The organism is Inhella sp. (genome assembly GCF_041912635.1).
Classification (GTDB): Bacteria; Pseudomonadota; Gammaproteobacteria; order Burkholderiales; family Burkholderiaceae_C; genus Inhella.
The window spans coordinates 1-16601 of record NZ_JAYRMO010000055.1 but is presented as its reverse complement, the minus strand read 5'-3'; the positions used below and the strand labels follow the sequence as shown (position 1 = coordinate 16601).

General features: G+C 66.8%; 17 protein-coding genes. 9 read left to right on the top strand and 8 right to left on the bottom strand.

What is annotated here, in order from left to right; genetic code table 11:
* The 9 genes from ACE3QP_RS21345 to ACE3QP_RS21305 all read left to right on the top strand — a co-directional run.
* The coding region (locus ACE3QP_RS21345) for an HAD-IC family P-type ATPase (protein ID WP_374439025.1) at nt 1-440 on the top strand (440 nt) is incomplete at its 5' end.
* Nucleotides 437-1219 (top strand): transglutaminase family protein, encoded by a 783-nt coding sequence (locus tag ACE3QP_RS21340; protein ID WP_374439024.1) that lies wholly within the window; start codon nt 437-439, stop codon nt 1217-1219. The genes ACE3QP_RS21345 and ACE3QP_RS21340, both read left to right, overlap by 4 nt.
* A gap of 44 nt (nt 1220-1263) precedes the next feature.
* Complete coding sequence (locus tag ACE3QP_RS21335) at nt 1264-1647, top strand: hypothetical protein (RefSeq protein ID WP_374439022.1); 384 nt, start codon at nt 1264-1266, stop codon at nt 1645-1647.
* 164 nt (nt 1648-1811) lie between these two features.
* On the top strand, nt 1812-3089 hold the full coding sequence (locus ACE3QP_RS21330) for a TolC family protein (protein ID WP_374439020.1): 1278 nt from the start codon (nt 1812-1814) through the stop codon (nt 3087-3089).
* An 89-nt stretch (nt 3090-3178) separates the two neighbouring features.
* Entirely contained in the window at nt 3179-3733 is a 555-nt protein-coding gene (locus ACE3QP_RS21325) for a hypothetical protein (RefSeq protein ID WP_374439019.1), read from the top strand.
* Nucleotides 3730-4848, top strand: coding sequence for an efflux RND transporter periplasmic adaptor subunit (locus tag ACE3QP_RS21320; protein WP_374439017.1), 1119 nt, complete (start codon nt 3730-3732; stop codon nt 4846-4848). The genes ACE3QP_RS21325 and ACE3QP_RS21320 overlap by 4 nt, the downstream gene beginning before the upstream one ends.
* A gap of 10 nt (nt 4849-4858) precedes the next feature.
* Complete coding sequence (locus ACE3QP_RS21315; protein ID WP_374439016.1) at nt 4859-7978, top strand: efflux RND transporter permease subunit; 3120 nt, start codon at nt 4859-4861, stop codon at nt 7976-7978.
* Nucleotides 7979-8006: 28 nt separating this feature from the next.
* On the top strand, nt 8007-8396 hold the full coding sequence (locus ACE3QP_RS21310; protein WP_374439015.1) for a hypothetical protein: 390 nt from the start codon (nt 8007-8009) through the stop codon (nt 8394-8396).
* A gap of 173 nt (nt 8397-8569) precedes the next feature.
* Nucleotides 8570-8815, top strand: coding sequence for a hypothetical protein (locus tag ACE3QP_RS21305; protein WP_374439013.1), 246 nt, complete (start codon nt 8570-8572; stop codon nt 8813-8815).
* Nucleotides 8816-9139: 324 nt separating this feature from the next.
* Here ACE3QP_RS21305 and ACE3QP_RS21300 read toward each other — a convergent pair whose 3' ends face one another.
* The 8 genes from ACE3QP_RS21300 to istA form a co-directional block, all read right to left on the bottom strand.
* Complete coding sequence (locus ACE3QP_RS21300; protein WP_374439011.1) at nt 9140-9460, bottom strand: YnfA family protein; 321 nt, start codon at nt 9458-9460, stop codon at nt 9140-9142.
* Between the two features lie 168 nt (nt 9461-9628).
* Nucleotides 9629-11224, bottom strand: coding sequence for an IS66 family transposase (locus ACE3QP_RS21295; RefSeq protein WP_374439009.1), 1596 nt, complete (start codon nt 11222-11224; stop codon nt 9629-9631).
* A 99-nt stretch (nt 11225-11323) separates the two neighbouring features.
* Nucleotides 11324-11653, bottom strand: a complete 330-nt coding sequence (gene tnpB, locus ACE3QP_RS21290; RefSeq protein WP_374439007.1) for an IS66 family insertion sequence element accessory protein TnpB — start codon at nt 11651-11653, stop codon at nt 11324-11326.
* Between the two features lie 9 nt (nt 11654-11662).
* Entirely contained in the window at nt 11663-12016 is a 354-nt protein-coding gene (locus tag ACE3QP_RS21285) for a transposase (protein ID WP_374439006.1), read from the bottom strand.
* A 730-nt stretch (nt 12017-12746) separates the two neighbouring features.
* Nucleotides 12747-13019: a hypothetical protein gene (locus ACE3QP_RS21280; RefSeq protein WP_374439004.1), complete on the bottom strand. Its 273-nt coding sequence runs from the start codon at nt 13017-13019 to the stop codon at nt 12747-12749.
* A 430-nt stretch (nt 13020-13449) separates the two neighbouring features.
* Nucleotides 13450-14055: an aspartate/glutamate racemase family protein gene (locus ACE3QP_RS21275; protein ID WP_374439002.1), complete on the bottom strand. Its 606-nt coding sequence runs from the start codon at nt 14053-14055 to the stop codon at nt 13450-13452.
* 55 nt (nt 14056-14110) lie between these two features.
* Nucleotides 14111-14935, bottom strand: a complete 825-nt coding sequence (gene istB, locus ACE3QP_RS21270) for an IS21-like element helper ATPase IstB (protein ID WP_374439001.1) — start codon at nt 14933-14935, stop codon at nt 14111-14113.
* Nucleotides 14925-16484, bottom strand: a complete 1560-nt coding sequence (istA, locus tag ACE3QP_RS21265; protein WP_374438999.1) for an IS21 family transposase — start codon at nt 16482-16484, stop codon at nt 14925-14927. The genes istB and istA overlap by 11 nt, the downstream gene beginning before the upstream one ends.
* Nucleotides 16485-16601: the final 117 nt, after the last annotated feature.

Below are 16601 nucleotides of genomic sequence, written 5' to 3'. Positions count from 1 at the left end.
TCGCTCATGAAGCGGGCATCGCCACGGCCCGCGGCAACCTGTTGCCACAGGACAAGCTGGAGGCCATCAAGACCTTGCAGGCCCAGCACGGCCCGACCGCCATGACCGGCGACGGCATCAACGACGCGCCGGCGCTCGCCCAGTCCGACCTCGGCATCGCCATGGGCGCCGCCGGCACCGATACCGCCATGGAAGCGGCCGACGTGGTGGTCATGAACGATGACCTGCGCCGCATCGCCGAGACCGTGCGGCTCTCGCGCGCCACCCATGCCGTGCTGTGGCAGAACATCGCACTGGCCCTGGGCATCAAGTCGGTGTTCCTGGTGCTGGCGGTGTTCGGCACCGCCTCGATGTGGATGGCGGTTTTTGCCGACATGGGCGCCAGCCTGCTGGTGGTGGGCAACGGGCTGCGCCTGCTGCGCGACAAGGCATCGTCATGATCACCATTGCTCCGACGCCAGCCGTCGCACCGACGGCCGCCGAGCGCGCCCTCTGGCTGACGCGGACCCCGCTGTTGGATTTCGATAGCCCGTCGGTCCAGTCGCTGGCCCAGGGCTGGCGCGAACTGCCCGAGTCGGAGCGCATCGGCGCGGCCTATCGCTTCGTGAAGGACGACCTGGCCTTTGGCTACAACGTTAGCGACGACCTGCCGGCCTCGGCCGTGCTGCGTGATGGTTATGGCCAGTGCAATACCAAGAGCACGGTTCTGATGGCGCTGCTGCGCGCGCTCGGCGTGCCCTGCCGGTTCAGGGGCTTCACCATCGACAAGCGCCTGCAGCGGGGTGCTGTCACCGGTTGGGCTTACTGGCTGGCGCCGCGCCGCATCATCCATAGCTGGGTCGAGGTCTGGACCGAGGGTCGCTGGCTGCAGCTGGAGGGCTTCATCCTGGACGGCAGCTACCTAGCCGCCTTGCAGCAGCGCTTCGCCGAGCACCGCGGCGCCTTCTGTGGCTACGGCGTGGCCACACCGGACCTGCAGCGCCCACCGGTGGAGTGGTGCGGTAGTGACACCTACATCCAGCGCGACGGCATCAACCAAGACTTCGGCCTGTTCGACAGCCCCGACGCCTTCTACGCCGTGCATGGGAGCAATCTGACCGGAATCAAGCGGTGGATCTACCAGCGACACATCCGCCACCAGATGAACAGCAATGTGGCGCGTGTGCGCGGCGGCGCCCCGGTCTCTGCCGCTCGCGGAATGCCTGCCCAGCGCCAATGAACCACAGGCTTGCCCCGGGAGTGGTCTGGCTACACTGCGCCGCCATGCGCCGTGTCCTACTGGTCGTTCTCGTTGTGCTGCTGTCCCTTCAGTGGACCTGGGCGGCGGCGGCCGCCTATTGCAGGCATGAAGTGGGCGCCGGTGCTTCGCATCTGGGCCACCATGTCCATGAGCATGAGGGCCACGCCGCGGCGGAGGCCGGACAGTCCGATGGACGGCTGGGCGCAAGTGAGTCCGATTCGACCGATTCATTGGGCACGGACCCGGATTGCGGCGCCTGTCATGCTGGCACCACCGCCATGGTCGCCGAGTCGGCTGGTATGGCCAGGACGGTTAAGGATCACGGCACGCAAACGCCGTACCGGCGAACCGTCACCGAAGGCGTGCCCGAGCGCCTGATCCGCCCCCCTCTGCAGCGCCTCGCCTGATCCGCGGCGAGGCCATGGCCTTGAGCGCTCGGGCGCCGGAGTTCTTGCGGCGCTGAGCCCCAACCCCACCTCGCCTTGATGGCTGCCCCGCTGCGGGCAGCGCCTGCGGACTGTGCCTTTGGCCTGCGCCTTTGGCCAATCCTCCGATGTGATCGAGGAACTCCATGAATTCCAAACCCCGGACCCCTCCCGGGTTGCGTCAGCGCATGTTGGCGCTGGCCCTGTGCGCCGGCTTCGGCCTGTTGCATGGCCCCCTAGGCGCGCAGACCGCGCCTCCGCCCAGTTCCATGAAGGCGCTGTTCGACAAGGCCTGGGCCCTGCATGCCGAAGCCTTGGCCGCACCCGCACGCCGCGAGGCTGCGGCCGCCCAGCAGGCCCTGGCGAGCAAGTGGACGGCCGATGCCCCCAGCCTGGAGCTCAGCCTGAAGTCCGATCGCTGGAACCGCAATGGCGGTGCCCGCGAGCAGGAGCTCGGCGTTTCCGTGCCGCTGTGGTTGCCGGGTGAGCGCGGCCGCAGCCAGGCGCTGGCCGACAGCGCCGCGCAAGCGCTGGACAGCCGCCTGCTGGCCGCCCAATGGCGCGTCGCGGCGCTGGTGCGTGACGCTTGGTGGACCGCACAGCTGGCCCGGGTCGATCGCGACCTGGCCAGCCTGCGCCTGCAGGCGGCGCAGCGCCTGTCGCAGGACGTTGGCCGGCGTGTCAAAGCCGGCGACCTGGCCAAGACGGACCTGCTGCAAGCCCAATCCACCGAAGCCGCGGCCGAGATGGACCTGGCGCAGGCCGAACAGGGTCTTCTTCAAGCCGTGCAGATCCTGCAGGGCTGGGGCGTGGACGCGGAAGCCCTGGGCCGGATGGCCACGGCCGGCCTGGCAGAGGCGCAGCCGCCCGAAGCCAGCCAAGAGCCCGAGCCGGGCCACCCGGCGCTGGCCGAGTTGGCGGCGCGTGCGCAGGTCGCACAACGCGCGCTTGAGCTGGCCGAGGTGCAGAAGCGCGCCAACCCGGAGCTGGTACTCGGCACCACACGTGACCGCGGCGCATTCGGTGAGGCCTACGGCCAGACCGTCACTGTCGGCGTGCGCCTTCCACTGGGCGCGCCGAGTGCGCATCGGGCCAAGCAGGCCACGGCGCGGGCCGAGCAGATCGAGGCCGAGCAATTGCTGGCTCAGGAGAGGCAGCAGTTGCGTGCGGCCCTGATGGGAGCGCGCGCCCGGCTGGCCAGTGCCCAAAGCGCGCTGGGCGCGGCCGAGCGCCGCGCCCAGGCGAGCCGCGAAACGCGAGCGCACTTCGAGAAGAGCTTCCAGCTCGGTGAGACCGACCTGCCGACGCGGCTGCGCATTGAGCAGGAGGCCTTCGAAGCCGAGCGCCAGCAGGCGCGCGCCCAGAACGCGCTGCATCAGGCCGTCTCGAACCTGCGTCAGGCCTTGGGCCTGCTGCCGCAATGAGTTCGCGCAGCGCCCCTGGCCCACATGGCCCACAAGGCTTATTCAGCCGAGCCACCGACCCAATCGTCAACGAATTCAGGAATTCCCCCATGCCCCGTTATGACATCTGGCCCGCGCTGGCCGCCTTGCTGCTCGGCCTTGCGTCGCTTCAGCCCGCTTGGGCAGGCGAAGGCCACGACCATGATGAAGCGCCGGCCACCGCCGCCGCACCCGCCTGGCCTCGGTTTACCGCCAGCTCCGACCTGTTCGAGCTCGTCGGCGTGGTGAAGGGCAAGCAGATCAGCCTCTATCTGGACCACGCCGCCACCAATGCCCCGGTCCAGAAGGCCGAGCTCGATCTGGAGATTGGCGGCGTCAAGCTCAAGGCCGAGCCCCATGGCGAGGGCGAGTTTGAAGTGAATCTGGCTCAGGAGCTCAAGCCTGGGGAGCTGGCGGTGACCGCCACGGTGCGCACCGAAGCCGACGCCGACCTGCTGGCCGGCGAGCTGGACCTGCATGCCGATGTCCACACCGAGGCTTCGCATGGCCTGGCCTGGAAGAGCGTGGCCGGATGGACCGCGCTGGCTCTGACCGGCGTGGCGGTCTTGTTCATTGGCACGCGCCGCCTGCGCCGCGCATCGCCCCGCTTTGGGAGCGCCGCATGAGCCGGCGTTCTCTCCCTGCCTCGATCCTGGCCTTGGCCCTGGCATGCGCCTTCGCCCCGGCCACCTGGGCCGGCGAAGGTCATGACCATGGTGACGCGCCCGCCGCCGTCAATGCCAATGGCCCGCAGCGCCTGCCCGATGGCAGCGTGTTCCTGCCCAAACCGGCACAGCGCCAGATCGGCCTGCGCACCATGGCCGTGGAGGCGGCGCAGTTGCCGCGCGCGCTGGAACTCAACGGCCATATCGCGATGGATCCGAACGCCGGCGGCAAGGTGCAGGCCCTGCAAGCCGGTCGTTTGGAGGCCGGGCCGCGCGGCCTGCCGAGCTTGGGTCAGGCTGTGCGCAAGGGCGAAGTCCTGGCCTATGTGCTGCCCGCCAGCGACACCCTGGAGCGTGCCAACCAAACCGCCCAGCTGGCTGAGCTGCGAGCCGCCCAGGGCTTGGCGGCCAAGCGCCTGGCTCGCTTGAAGGAGCTGGCCGACAGCGTGCCGCGCAAGGAGATCGAGGCGGCCGAGAGCGAATTGGCCAGCCTGGCGGCGCGCAGCGCGGCGATTGCCGGCGGCCTGGGCGGCCGAGAGGCCCTGGTGGCACCAATAAGCGGCGTAATCGCCTCGGCCCGGGCCGTCGCCGGTCAGGTGCTGGATGCGCGTGAGCTGGTCTTTGAGGTGGTGGACCCGACTCGCCTGCGTGTCGAGGCCTTGAGCTTTGAGGCCGCACTGGCGGGTGATGTGGCAACCGCCTATCTACCGGTCGGGTCGGACAAGCTGAAGCTGCGCTTTGTCGGCGCGGGCCGCAGCCTGCGCGAACAGGCGCTGCCGCTGTCCTTCCAGCTGGAGGACCCCAAGGCGTTGGCGCACTTGGCGATAGGCCAGCCGGTCAAGGTGGTGGTGCAAACGCGCAGCCAGCTCAGCGGCATGGCCGTGCCAGCGGCATCCTTGGTTAAGAACCCGGCCAACCAGACCATTCTCTGGGTCAAGTCCGCGGCCGAGCGCTTCGAGCCCCGGGTGGTGACGGCCGTGCCGCTGGACGGCGCGACGCTCGCCATCACGCGCGGGCTGAAGGCGGGCGATCGCGTGGTGACCGAGGGCGCGACCCTGGTCAACCAGGTCCGCTGAGGAGTCATCGATGTTCAAGTGGCTTCTCGACAGCAGCCTGGCCAACCGGCTGCTCATCCTCATCGCCTCGGTGGTGTTGGTCGCCTATGGCGCCTTCACCCTGTCGCACACCCCGGTCGACGTGTTCCCCGACCTCAACAAGCCCACCGTCACCTTGATGACCGAGGCCGGCGGCATGGCCGCCGAGGAGGTCGAGCAACTCATCACCTTCCCGCTCGAAACGACGATGAACGGCCTGCCCGGCGTGGAGTCGGTGCGCTCCAGCTCCAGCGCGGGCCTGTCCTTTCTGTACGTCACCTTTGACTGGAACACTGACATCTTCAGGGCGCGCCAGATGGTGTCCGAGCGCCTCAGCGCCATGGAGGAGGCCCTCCCCGTTGGCGTGGTGCCGCGGATGGGGCCGATCAGCTCCATCATGGGCGAGATCATGCAGATCGCGATTCCGGTCGACCCCGGCAAGACCACCGCCATGGCGGTGCGCGAGTACGCCGATTGGGTGCTGCGTCCGCGCCTGATGGCCATCGCCGGCGTGGCCCAGGTGATTCCGATCGGCGGCGAGGTGCGGCAGTTCCAGGTGCAGCCCAACACGGCCCGCATGGCCGAGCTGGGCATCAGCCACGAACTGCTGGAACAGGCCCTGAAGGGTTACTCCTCCAACAGCTCGGGTGGCTTTCTGGAGCTCAATGGCCGCGAGGTGCTGATCCGCAATCTGGGGCGCAGCTCCAATCTGGAGGACCTCAGGAACCTGGCACTCACGGCCCGCGAGGGTCAGCCCATCCTGCTGCGCCAGGTGGCCGAGGTGAGCTTTGCGGCGGCCCCCAAACGCGGCGACGCCGGCTTCGAAGGCCAGCCCGCCGTGATCCTGGGCATCCAGAAGCAGCCGACCGCCGACACCATCGCGCTGACCCGCAGCATCGAAGCCGCGCTGGACGATCTCAAGCGCTCCCTGCCCAGCGGTATGAGCGAACCCCGGGTGACCTTCCGGCAGGCCAGCTTCATCGAGGCCTCGATCACCACGCTGCAAGGCAAGTTGATCGGTGCTTCGATTTTTGTGGCGTTGATCCTGCTGGTCTTCCTCGGCAATCTGCGCACCACGGTGATTGCGCTGGTGGCCATTCCGGTGTCGATCTTCATCACCGCCCTGGTGTTCAAGTACTTCGGCCTGTCGATCAACACCATGACCCTGGGCGGCCTGGCCATCGCCATCGGCGGCCTGGTGGACGATGCGGTGGTCGGCATCGAGAACGTGATGCGCCGGCTCAAGGAGGATCGCGCCCGCCACCATGATCACCGCATGAACCCGCGCGAGCTGGTGGGCCGCGCCACGATGGAAGTGCGCTCGGCCATCCTGTACGCCACCATCATCATCGTGCTGGTGTTCGTGCCCCTGTTCGCGCTGCCGGGCATGGAGGGGCGGCTGTTCGTGCCGCTGGGCATCGCCTTCATCGTCTCTACCCTGGCCAGTCTGGTGGTGTCGGTGACGGTGACGCCGGTGCTGAGCCTCTACCTGCTGCCGCGCATGAAGTCCCTGGACCATGGCGACACCAAGTTCCTGGCCTGGCTGAAGCGGCGCTACGAGCGCGGCCTGCAGGCCACCCTGGCACGTCCCCGCGCCGCGCTGGCGGCTGGCGCCGTGACGGTGCTGCTGGCTGCTGCCGCCGTGCCCTTCTTCGCCACCACCTTCCTGCCGCCCTTCAACGAGGGCACGCTGCTGGTGGGCCTGCGCCTGAACCCGGGTGTCACCTTGGCCGAGAGCTCCAAGCTGGCGCGCCAGGCCGAAGTGCTGATCAAGCAGGTGCCCGAGGTGACCCATGTGGGCCGCCGCAGCGGCCGCGCCGAACTCGACGAGCACGCAGAAGGTGTGCACGTGAGCGAACTTGATGTGGGGCTCAAACCGCAGGCCGAGATCCAGCGCAGCATGGACGAGATCAACGCGGACATTCGTGCCCGTCTGATCAACCTGCCGGCCGCCATCGCCATCGGCCAGCCGATCTCGCACCGCATCGACCACATGCTCTCCGGTGTGCGTTCGCAGATCGCCATCAAGATCTTTGGCGAGGATCTGGACACCCTGCGCGGCCAAGCCGACGTGCTGCGCGGGCGCTTGGCCGCGGTGCCGGGCCTGGCCGATCTGGAGATCGAGAAGCAGGTGCTGGCGCCGCAGATCAAGGTGCGCATCGACCACGCTGCAGCCGCGCGCTACGGCGTGCCGACGCCGCAGGTGCTGGCCGCGCTGCAGTCCTTGGTGGAGGGCGAGAAGCTGACTCAGATCGTCGAGGAGGGCCGGCGCTTTGCGCTGGTAATGCGCTTGCCAGAGAGCGCGCGCTCGGCCGAGGGGTTGGCGCAAATCCTGATCGAGACGCCGACCGGCCGCATCCCCCTGTCCAAGATCGCCAGCATCGAGGACAGCGACGGACCCAACCAGATCAGTCGCGATGATGGCAAGCGGCGCATCGTGCTTTCTGCCAACGCCCAGGGCCGAGCGTTGTCGGACATCGTGACTGACATCCGCGCCGTGGTGGCCGACCTCAAGCTGCCCGAGGGCTACTTCATCACCCTGGGGGGGCAGTTTCAGGCGCAGGAACAGGCCTCGCGCCTGGTCGGCCTGCTGTCCATCGTGTCGGCGGTTCTGATGTTCGTGGTGCTGTTCAGCCGCTACAAGAGCACGCGCCTGGCGCTGCTGATCATGGCGAACATCCCGCTCGCCCTGGTGGGTGCGGTGCTGGGCCTGGCCCTGGCCGGGCAGCCGCTTTCGGTGGCGGCGCTGGTGGGCTTTATCACCTTGGCCGGCATCTCGGTGCGCAACGGCATCCTCAAGGTCAGCCACTACATCAATCTGATGCGCTTCGAGGGCGAGACCTTCGACCTCAAGATGATCGTGCGCGGCTCGATCGAGCGCCTCAGCCCGGTGCTGATGACGGCGCTGGTGACCGCCTTCGCGCTGGCACCGCTGCTGTTCGAGGCCGAGCGCCCGGGGACCGAGATCCTGCACCCGGTGGCCGTGGTGATCTTTGCCGGCCTGATCAGCTCAACCCTGCTCGACACCTTCCTGACCCCGGCCATGTTCTGGCTGTTCGGCCGCCGCGATGCCGAGCGCCTGGTCGATGACCGCAGCGCCGGTGCCTTCTGATTTCGCCACCCCACGAAAGGACGATCCCATGAATTTCCAGACCCTGATTGCCGCCGCCCTGATCCTGCTCAGCGGCGCCAGCCGCGCCAGCGGCAACCACGACCATGCCCACGAACACAAGCCGCTGCACGGCGGCGTGGTGGTGGAAGCCAATGACATGGACTTCGAGCTGGTGGCCAAGCCGGGCCTGATCACCCTGCATGTGCGTGACCACGGCAAGGTCCTCAAGCTGAGCGGCGCCAGCGGCAAGCTGACCCTGCTGACCGGCAAGGAGCAAAGCGAAGCGCCCTTGGCGCTGGCCGGGGAGGACCGCCTGGAGGCCAAGGGCAGCTTCAAGCTGGAACCCGGCACCCGCGTGGTGGCCACCATCACCTTGCCGGGAAAGAAGCCCAGCAACGTGCGTTTCACGCTGCGCTAAATGCCCGCAGGCATAGGCGGTCCTAGGCTTTGAATGGGCGCGCCATGCTGGCCAGCGCGCTCGTCAAGTGGGCCCGCGCCCGCCCGAGGCTTTACCCGTTGGCGCCTGCCCAGCAGAGCGGAACCTTGAATGCCCGGTTCAACATCCTCGATGACCGGATCGGACACTGACCCGTGCACTTCAAGGTACCCGATGCCCCGATCGCCATCGCGATGCTTCTGGCATGGGTGCTCATCGTCTGCATGGTGGTCGTGGTCTATCGGGCTATGCGGTGGTGGCGCAAGCGCCACCCACCCGCAAAGCCCAAGCTGCCGAAATCCTACGCCGGCAGCCTGCGCGAGCGTCTCGGCGCCCGCCGCGCCGGCCCGCGCCGGACGAAAGCGAAAAGCAGATCCAAGAAGCCACCCCACCGGTCCTGACGCTGTGGACTCTCGCCTTGGAAACTAGCTAGCAGGATAGGGCCGGCTGCCACCGGGCCTTCGTCCATGGAGCCCAGGATTGTTTTCGGCTGTGGTGTTTGCACCGCAGCCCGCCCGAAGCGCTGGCCACCGCAACGGCCCAGTGGCGGGGGGTGTGCGCCAAGCTGAGCGCGAAGCGTGCCCTGGAACGCAGCCTGGAGAGCATTTTCAAGTCCTGCTTGGAGATGTGCGCCGGTGGGCCGGCTGCAGCATGTTCGATCCTTGAGGCCATGGCCAGGCCGTCCCCTGGCGCAAGCCCAAGCTGCCGCGGTTGAAGGCCTATCGTCAGGCGCGCGGCTGGAACATGATGAGACCCATGCCGAGCAAGGCGACCAGCACGCCGGCCACGTCCCAAGGCGTCGGCCGCACCCGGTCGACCACCCAAAGCCAGGTGATCGCTACGCCGATGTAGACCCCACCGTAGGCGGCATACACCCGGCCCGCAGCGGTGACATGCAAGGTCAGCAGCCAGGCGAACAACGCCAAGCTGAGCGCGGCGGGCAGCAGCAGCCAAGCGGAGCGGCCTTGCTTCAGCCAAAGATAGGGCAGATAGCAGCCCAGGATTTCTGCCAAGGCCGTGGCGACGAACAGCAGGAAGGTCTTCATGGACCGAATGGTCTCGCACGCGTGAGGCTACAGACGAGGCTCGCAGCCTGAGGATCGTGGGCCGGCCCCCAATCAGGCGGAGCCCGATCACCGCACTGAGATATCCACTATCGGCACATAAGTGGTATCCGTCCGGCCAAGTCATCTTGACGCCGCTGGCGCCGAAGTTCAGGGCGCAGGATTCCAGCGGTACGGCAGCAATTCGGCCAAGGCCGAGGCCGGTTGCGTGGGCAAGCGCTCCAGGATGTCCTTGAGGTACGCGTAGGGCTCATGGCCGTTGAGCCGCGCCGTGTGCAGCAGGCTCATGATGGCTGCGGCCCGTTGGCCAGCGCGCAAGCTGCCGGCGAACAGCCAGTTCTTCCGTCCCAGCGCGATGGGCCGGATCAGGTTCTCGATGCGGTTGTTGTCCGCCGCCACTTCGGCGTCATCGATGTAGCGCGTCAGCGCCGCCCAGCGTTTGAGGCTGTAGTCGATGGCCTTGGCAGTCGCAGTGCCGTCAGGCACCCTCTGCCGGTTCGCGATCAGCCAGGCGTGCAGCAAATCGGCTGCGGGCCTGGCCTTGCACTGGCGGATGCGCCGCCGATCGTCGCCGGGCAATTCCTTGACCTCACGCTCGACGTCGTAGAGCGCGCCGAAGAGCTTGAGCGCCTCCCCGGCCAGCGTGCTGCTGTGGTTGGCCCACAGCTCGTGGAACTTGCGCCTGGCATGCGCCAGGCAGCCGGCCTCGATCACGCCGGCGCTCATGGCCTGCTTGTAGCCGGCATAGTCGTCGCAGATCAGCGTGCCGCGCCAACCGCCCCGACCTTCTTCGTCGATACCCAGGAAGCGCCGGGCGTTGTGGCCGGCGCGGCTCTCGGCGAAGTCGAAGACCACGGCGTTGATGCCATCCCAGACGCCGGTGCAGTAGCTCCACAGATAGGCGCGGTGGCTCTTGCCGTCGCGCTGGCCCGCAGGCTTGAGCATGGCCACCGGGGTCTCGTCGGCATGCAGTACGTGGCACCCGAGCAGGTCCTCGCGCATCGCCTGCACCAGCGGGGCGAGCTGGTGACCGATGGCGCCGATCCACTCGGCTTGGGTTGATCTCGGGATGCTGAAGCCGGCGCGCCCGAAGCTCGCCTCCTGGCGGTACAAGGGCTGGTGGTCGACATACTTGGCCACCGTGACCTGGGCCAGCAGCGCCGGCGTGGCCAGCCCCTTGTCGATGACGCAGGCCGGCACGGGAGCTTGCACGAGCGTCTGGCATTTGGTGCAGGCCCACTTGCCGCGCACATGGCGCTCCACGCTGAAGCGGCCGGGCTCGTAGTCGAGCTTCTCGGCCACGTCCTGGCCGATGCGCTTCATCTGGCAGCCGCAGCTGCAGGCCGTGCTCTGGGGTTCATGGTGAACGTCGCGCCGGGGCAAATCGGCCGGCAGGGCCTGGCGCTTGGGGGCCTTCTTCCGGTCGGTCTCCTTCCCCTGCGCGGCAGGCACCACCTGCTCGATCTCGCGCGCCAGCGCTTCGAGGTCCTCGTCGATGGCTTCCTGCAGCAGGCTGCGCTGCTCGGCGTTGAAGCGCTCGGAGGTGGCGGCAAACTTCAGCCGTTTGAGCACCGCCATCTCGTGGGTGAGCTTGTCGATGAGCGCCTGCTTGAAGGCGATCTCGTGATCCCGTTTGTGAATCTGCGCGTCGCGTGCGGCCAGCTCGGCCTGCAGCCCGCTCACCAGCGACAGCACCGCCTGCCGCGTTTGCGGCTCCAGGCTGTCCAACTGCTGGGCGCTGATCATGGGTGCCGATCGTGCCCCGCCGTGCAGCGTGGCGCATCGGCACATCCGGCAATTGCACGCTCATTGCACACTCATGGCGCGCGCACTGACAGCCGCAGTTCAGAGCACGCGGATGACCCCCGCATCGCCCAGGCGCTGCCAGGGCAGGCCCAGCACCAACGCATCCAACTGCGGCCGCGTCAGCGACAGCGTGTGGCCATCCCCAGGCCAGACGAAGCGCCCCGCGTTCAAGCGCCGGGCCGCCAGCCACACGCCGATGCCGTCATGCACCAGCGCCTTCATGCGATTGGCGCGCCGGTTGGCGAACAGGTAGGCGTGATGCGGGCGCGCTTCGCCGAAGACCTTGACCACGCGGGCCAGTGCCGACTCGGTGCCGGCGCGCATGTCCAGCGGTTCACAAGCCAGCCACACCGCCTCAATCCTGATCATGACGGCGGATCACCGCAGCCACTCGCGGCTCCAGGCCACGAAGTCCGCAACGGCGCTGACCGGCCAGGCGATGCTCATCGTGAGCGGGCCGCGGCGCAGTTCAACACGGATGTCCGCTGGCAGTCGTGCGGGTGCGGCCGCAGGCACAGTCGCCAGCGGCAGCGCAATGAACTCGCTTGCCTTGGCGGCAGCCGCTTGGCCCTCGCGGGCCAGTTGGCGCCAGCGGTGCACGACATTGGCATTGATGCCGTGCGCCATCGCCACCTTGGCCACGGACGCTCCGGGCTCGTCGCATTGCGCCATCACCTGCGCCTTCGTCGCCGCGCTGTATTGCCGCCGGGTTGTCGCCTTCTCGCTTGTCATCGTGTCCACCTAAGTTACGTGGACACGATCCTTGCTGCCTCGGCTGCTGTGTTCAAGATGACTTGGCCGGACGCATACCATAAGTGATCCCTGCACTGCGGCGGTCCGGTGATCTTGAACGCCGAACTCAGTTCACACGGTGCCGGACTGGCTGATCAAATCCGCTGAATTGCGCATGCCGCAGCAGAAAGTCGTCAGCACCAGGTCATCGAAAGGTCAGCTGCAACTCCCAGGGCCTTCCGCCGAGCACATGTACTGCGGGACGGAGAGAGCCTTCTCACACCCCGTTCGCCGCGAAGCGACCGCTTGCAACACTCCTGTGGGGTTCACCCAGTGCTGACCGGGTGATGACCTCACCCTGACGACTTCGATGGCTAGGAATCCGACAGTGCGTTCGTCAACCAAATGCTGTCTCTGCTAGCTACAGACTGCGATCCGGTTGAAACCATCTTGCGCTCAGCGGGATGGATGCCTCTGATGACTTCCAGCTCGCCATACACCCGATCAATTGCTCACATTCGAAAGGCTGTATCCCTTAGCGAACGACCCTAGTCCATGGATCAAGGGGGTGGGGCTTACAAGAATCAAGGCGCTCCCTGATCGCCTTCGCCATATCGTCTGGCTGCCCACACCGTGGGTGCGTCTTCAGTTGGTGCATTGGGGCGCTTCAACTCCGAGCGTCACAACGACTATCCAGATGCGTGGGCCCAGTACGCGGGCAACGCAAAGCTCAATCGCTGGATCTGCGTGGATCATTAGCGCTTATGTTCACCCGCAGCTCGCCGCCCGGCTCCTTTCGATCAGACCGTCCGGTTTGGCGTTTCTTGAAACTTCCGCGCCTGGGCTTGAGTACGAGCTCGACCACGCATCGCTTGAGGCACTCCGGCGCCGTGGCGACGTCTACTTGCTCGATTGGGCGAGCCGTTTTCTTCACGGCTTCCTTCATCCTTATGAGATGCAGCTTGTTCGCGAAGCCGCTGATCCCGCCCTCGACATGCTGCATCTCAGCGGGCTTGCTTCGCGCCAAGCAAGCCTAGCTACCCAGGCTCAGAACTACAGGCGGTCTCGTGCCGCGTGGGGGATCGGGCCCACTGACCTTCGCCGCATCATGCGGCTTCAGACGGTTCTGGCAACGCTTGGCAGCACTATTCACCGCGGCCCAAGTTCGCACCAGAGCCTTGCGCGTAGCCTGGGTTTCTCCGATGCCGCTCACCTGTCGCGAGAGGTTCTTCGCATGACTTCCTTCCGGCGTCGAGACTTGTTTTCGACGGGACGATCAGGGTTGCCATCCGAACCTTCCGAAGAGGTAGTCGCTGTCGCCTCCAATGTCGAAGCGATCTTTCAGTCAGCATCCGAAAGTAGTTTGGAGACGCGCTAGGTAATGAATTCCAGACGGTTGTGTTTACTGGAGCCGTTCAGGCCGGCGCGATCCATCACCTGGCTGGCTGCGCTGAATCAAGCGCGAAGGCGAGCGCGTGGCGAAGGTGGAGCTCCGTCGTATCAAACACGGGTAGCGCCAGGTCGCCCTGTCCTATCAGCAGCGTCAGCTCAGTACAGCCCAGGATCAGTCCCTCCGCCCCCGCATCTTCCAGGCGTGCGACGACACCGGCGCTCGCCTCTCTGGACGCGTCGTGCACGAGGCCCTTGCACAGCTCTTCAAAGATGATCCGATGGACAAGTGCTTGATCGTTCGCCTCAGGAACCAAGGCTTCGATGCCATGCAACTCCATCAAGCGAGTCCGAAAGAATGAATCCTGCATGGTGAAGCGGGTCCCGATGAGGGCAACGCGCTTCAAGCCGGCGGACTTGATGGCCTCTGCTGTCGGATCGACGATGTGCAGGAAAGGCAACGCCGTTGAACGTTGCACCGCCTCAGCCACCTTGTGCATCGTGTTTGTCGGCGCCGATCCAAATCTGAGCCACCGCGCCGACCGAATATTGAGCCAGGGGTGGAAGCCGACTTTGAAGGGGTCGGCTGTGGATAAGTTTAGGGCTTGAGCTGCTTCGTTGACCTCCTTGGTGTCGCGTTGGAATCGCAAGGGGCAAGGCGCGCAGGCCGTAGGCCGTAGCGGCTTGCCCCTTGCAGCGCGCTGCTCAGAACGGCTCGACCTCAGCCTCGGTTTTGGCGCCTGCCTTGCGCGCTTGCTCGCGCGCCTTGATGCGCTTCTTGGCCTCAGCCGTGCTTTTGCTGAAGCGGATCGACTCGTTGCCCGTCTCCACGATGTGGCAATGGTGCGTGAGCCGGTCCAAGAGCGCCGTCGTCATCTTGGCGTCGCCGAACACGCTGGACCACTCGGCGAAGTCCAGGTTGGTTGTGATCACCACACTGGTGTGCTCGTAAAGCCGGCTGAGCAGGTGGAACAGCAAGGCTCCACCGGCCTGGCTGAAGGGCAGGTAGCCGAGTTCATCCAGGATGACCAGGTCCATGCGCAGCAGACTTGTCGCGATGCGCCCGGCTTTGCCCTGAGCCTTTTCCTGCTCCAGGGCGTTGACCAGATCGACCGTCGAGTAAAACCGCACCCGCTTGCCATGCTTGGTGACGCCGGACACGCCGATGGCGGTGGCCAGATGCGTCTTGCCCGTGCCCGGCCCGCCCACCAGCACGATGTTGTGCGCCGCGTCGGTGAAGGCCGTGGTGGCGAGCTGGCCCACGAGCTTGCGATCCACCGGCGAGACATCGAAGTCGAAGCCCGCCAGGTCGCGATGCACCGGGAACTTGGCCGCGTGCATCTGGTGGCTGACCGAGCGCATGGCGCGGTCCGTGCCCTCGGCCTGCAGCAGGTGTTCGATGAGCCAGCGCGAGGATTCGATGCCCGCTCCGCCTGCGCTGCCACCGCCTTGCTCGACCAGATCGGCCCACGCGCCGGCCATGCCGTGCAGCCGCAGCGCCTTGAGTTCGACCAGCACGTCAGGCTTCATGGCGGGCCTCCTCGGTGGGGGCGTCGGCGCAGGCGTCGGTGGTGCCGTCGGGGCGGACCTCATCGCGCAGTTGGTCGTAGCGCGCGGTGTCGGCCAGCGGCGGCGTCTGGGCCTTCAGGTGCGTAGCGGCCGTCGCTGGCGCGCTTTGCGCGTTGAGCCGGCTCAGCACGTTGACCACGTGTTCCACGCTGACCCTGCCCGGCGGCCCGCCCTCCAGCGCCAACTCCACCGCCACCAGCACCGCGTCCAGTCCGCTGCCAGGCACGATGGCCAGCACTTGCGCCATCACGCGGTCGCCGCCGCTCTGGCGCAGCAGCCCCTTGCGCAAGCGCTGCAGCGGCTCGGGCATGTCGGCGAAGGGCGCGCCGTTCCTCAGCGCGCCGGGCTTCCTCTGCAGCAGCGGGATGTAGTGCTGCCAGTCGTAGCGCGTATCGCCGGCATTGCTCAGCCGCTCGTGGCGCGCCACGATCTTGTCACCCGCCACGATGACGATGGCGCCCGGGTACAGCCGCGTGCTGACCATCTGGCCGAACAGCTCACACGGCACCGAGTAACGGTTCCTGGCCACCGATACCAGGCAGGTGCTGGAGACCCGCGCGGGCTTCTCGACGTAGCCATCGAACGGCGCAGGCATGGGCATCAGCTGCGTGCGCTCATGCTCCAGCATCTCGGCCACGCTGAACTGTGCGTGCTCGGGGTGGCGAATCTCCTGCCACAAGGCCCGGCACCGATCGGCCAGCCAGGCGTTGAGCTCGGCGATGCTGCTGAACTTGCGCTTGGCCGCCTCGATCCAGATGCGACGGCGGCTGTCCTGCACGTTCTTCTCGACGACGCCCTTCTCCCAACCGCTGGCGACGTTGCAGAAGTCCGGGTCGAACAGGTAGTGCGAGCACATCGCCGCGAAGCGCTCGTTGACGATGCGACCCTTGCCCTTCTTGACCTTGTCGACCGCCGTCTTCATGTTGTCGTAGATGCCGCGCCGGGCGACACCCCCGAGGGCCGCGAAGCTGCGCGTGTGCGCATCGAACAGCATCTCGTGCCCTTGGCTCGGATACGCCACGAGCCAGAAGGCCCGACTGGCACACAGCTTCATGTGCGAGACCTGCAGCCGGTAGTAGATGCCGCCCACTACCAAGCCTTCCTCGCTCCAGTCGAACTGGAAGGCCTCGCCCAGTTCGAAGGCCAACGGCACGAAAGCCTTGGCCGACAGAGATTGGCCCTCGCTGTGGCGCCAGGCCCTCACGAAGTCGGTGACGCGGGTGTAGCCGCCGTCGTAGCCGGCCGCCTTGATCTCGGCATACAGCGCCTTGGCCGTGCGGCGCTCGTGCCGCGGCCGCCGGGCGTCGGCCTTCAAGGCCAGCTTGAGCGCGTCGTGGAACGGCGTGAGCTTGCTTGGCTTGTCGCTGCGCCGGTACTTCGGCGGACCATCGACTTGGCCGTGCAGCCACTTCGAGACGGTGTTGCGCGACAGCCCCGTGATGCGCGCAATCTCGCGCTCGCTCTTGTTGCCCCGGCAATGCAATCGCCGGATCCTGCCAATCATGTCCATGGTGATCACTCCTCGTCCTCTGCTGCACAAAAACGCAGCAGAGCAGGTTGAACACCTGGCTCAGTTTTGAGTCGGCATCAGGCCAAAAAGTGGCTCAGTTTTCGGTCGGCGGCAACA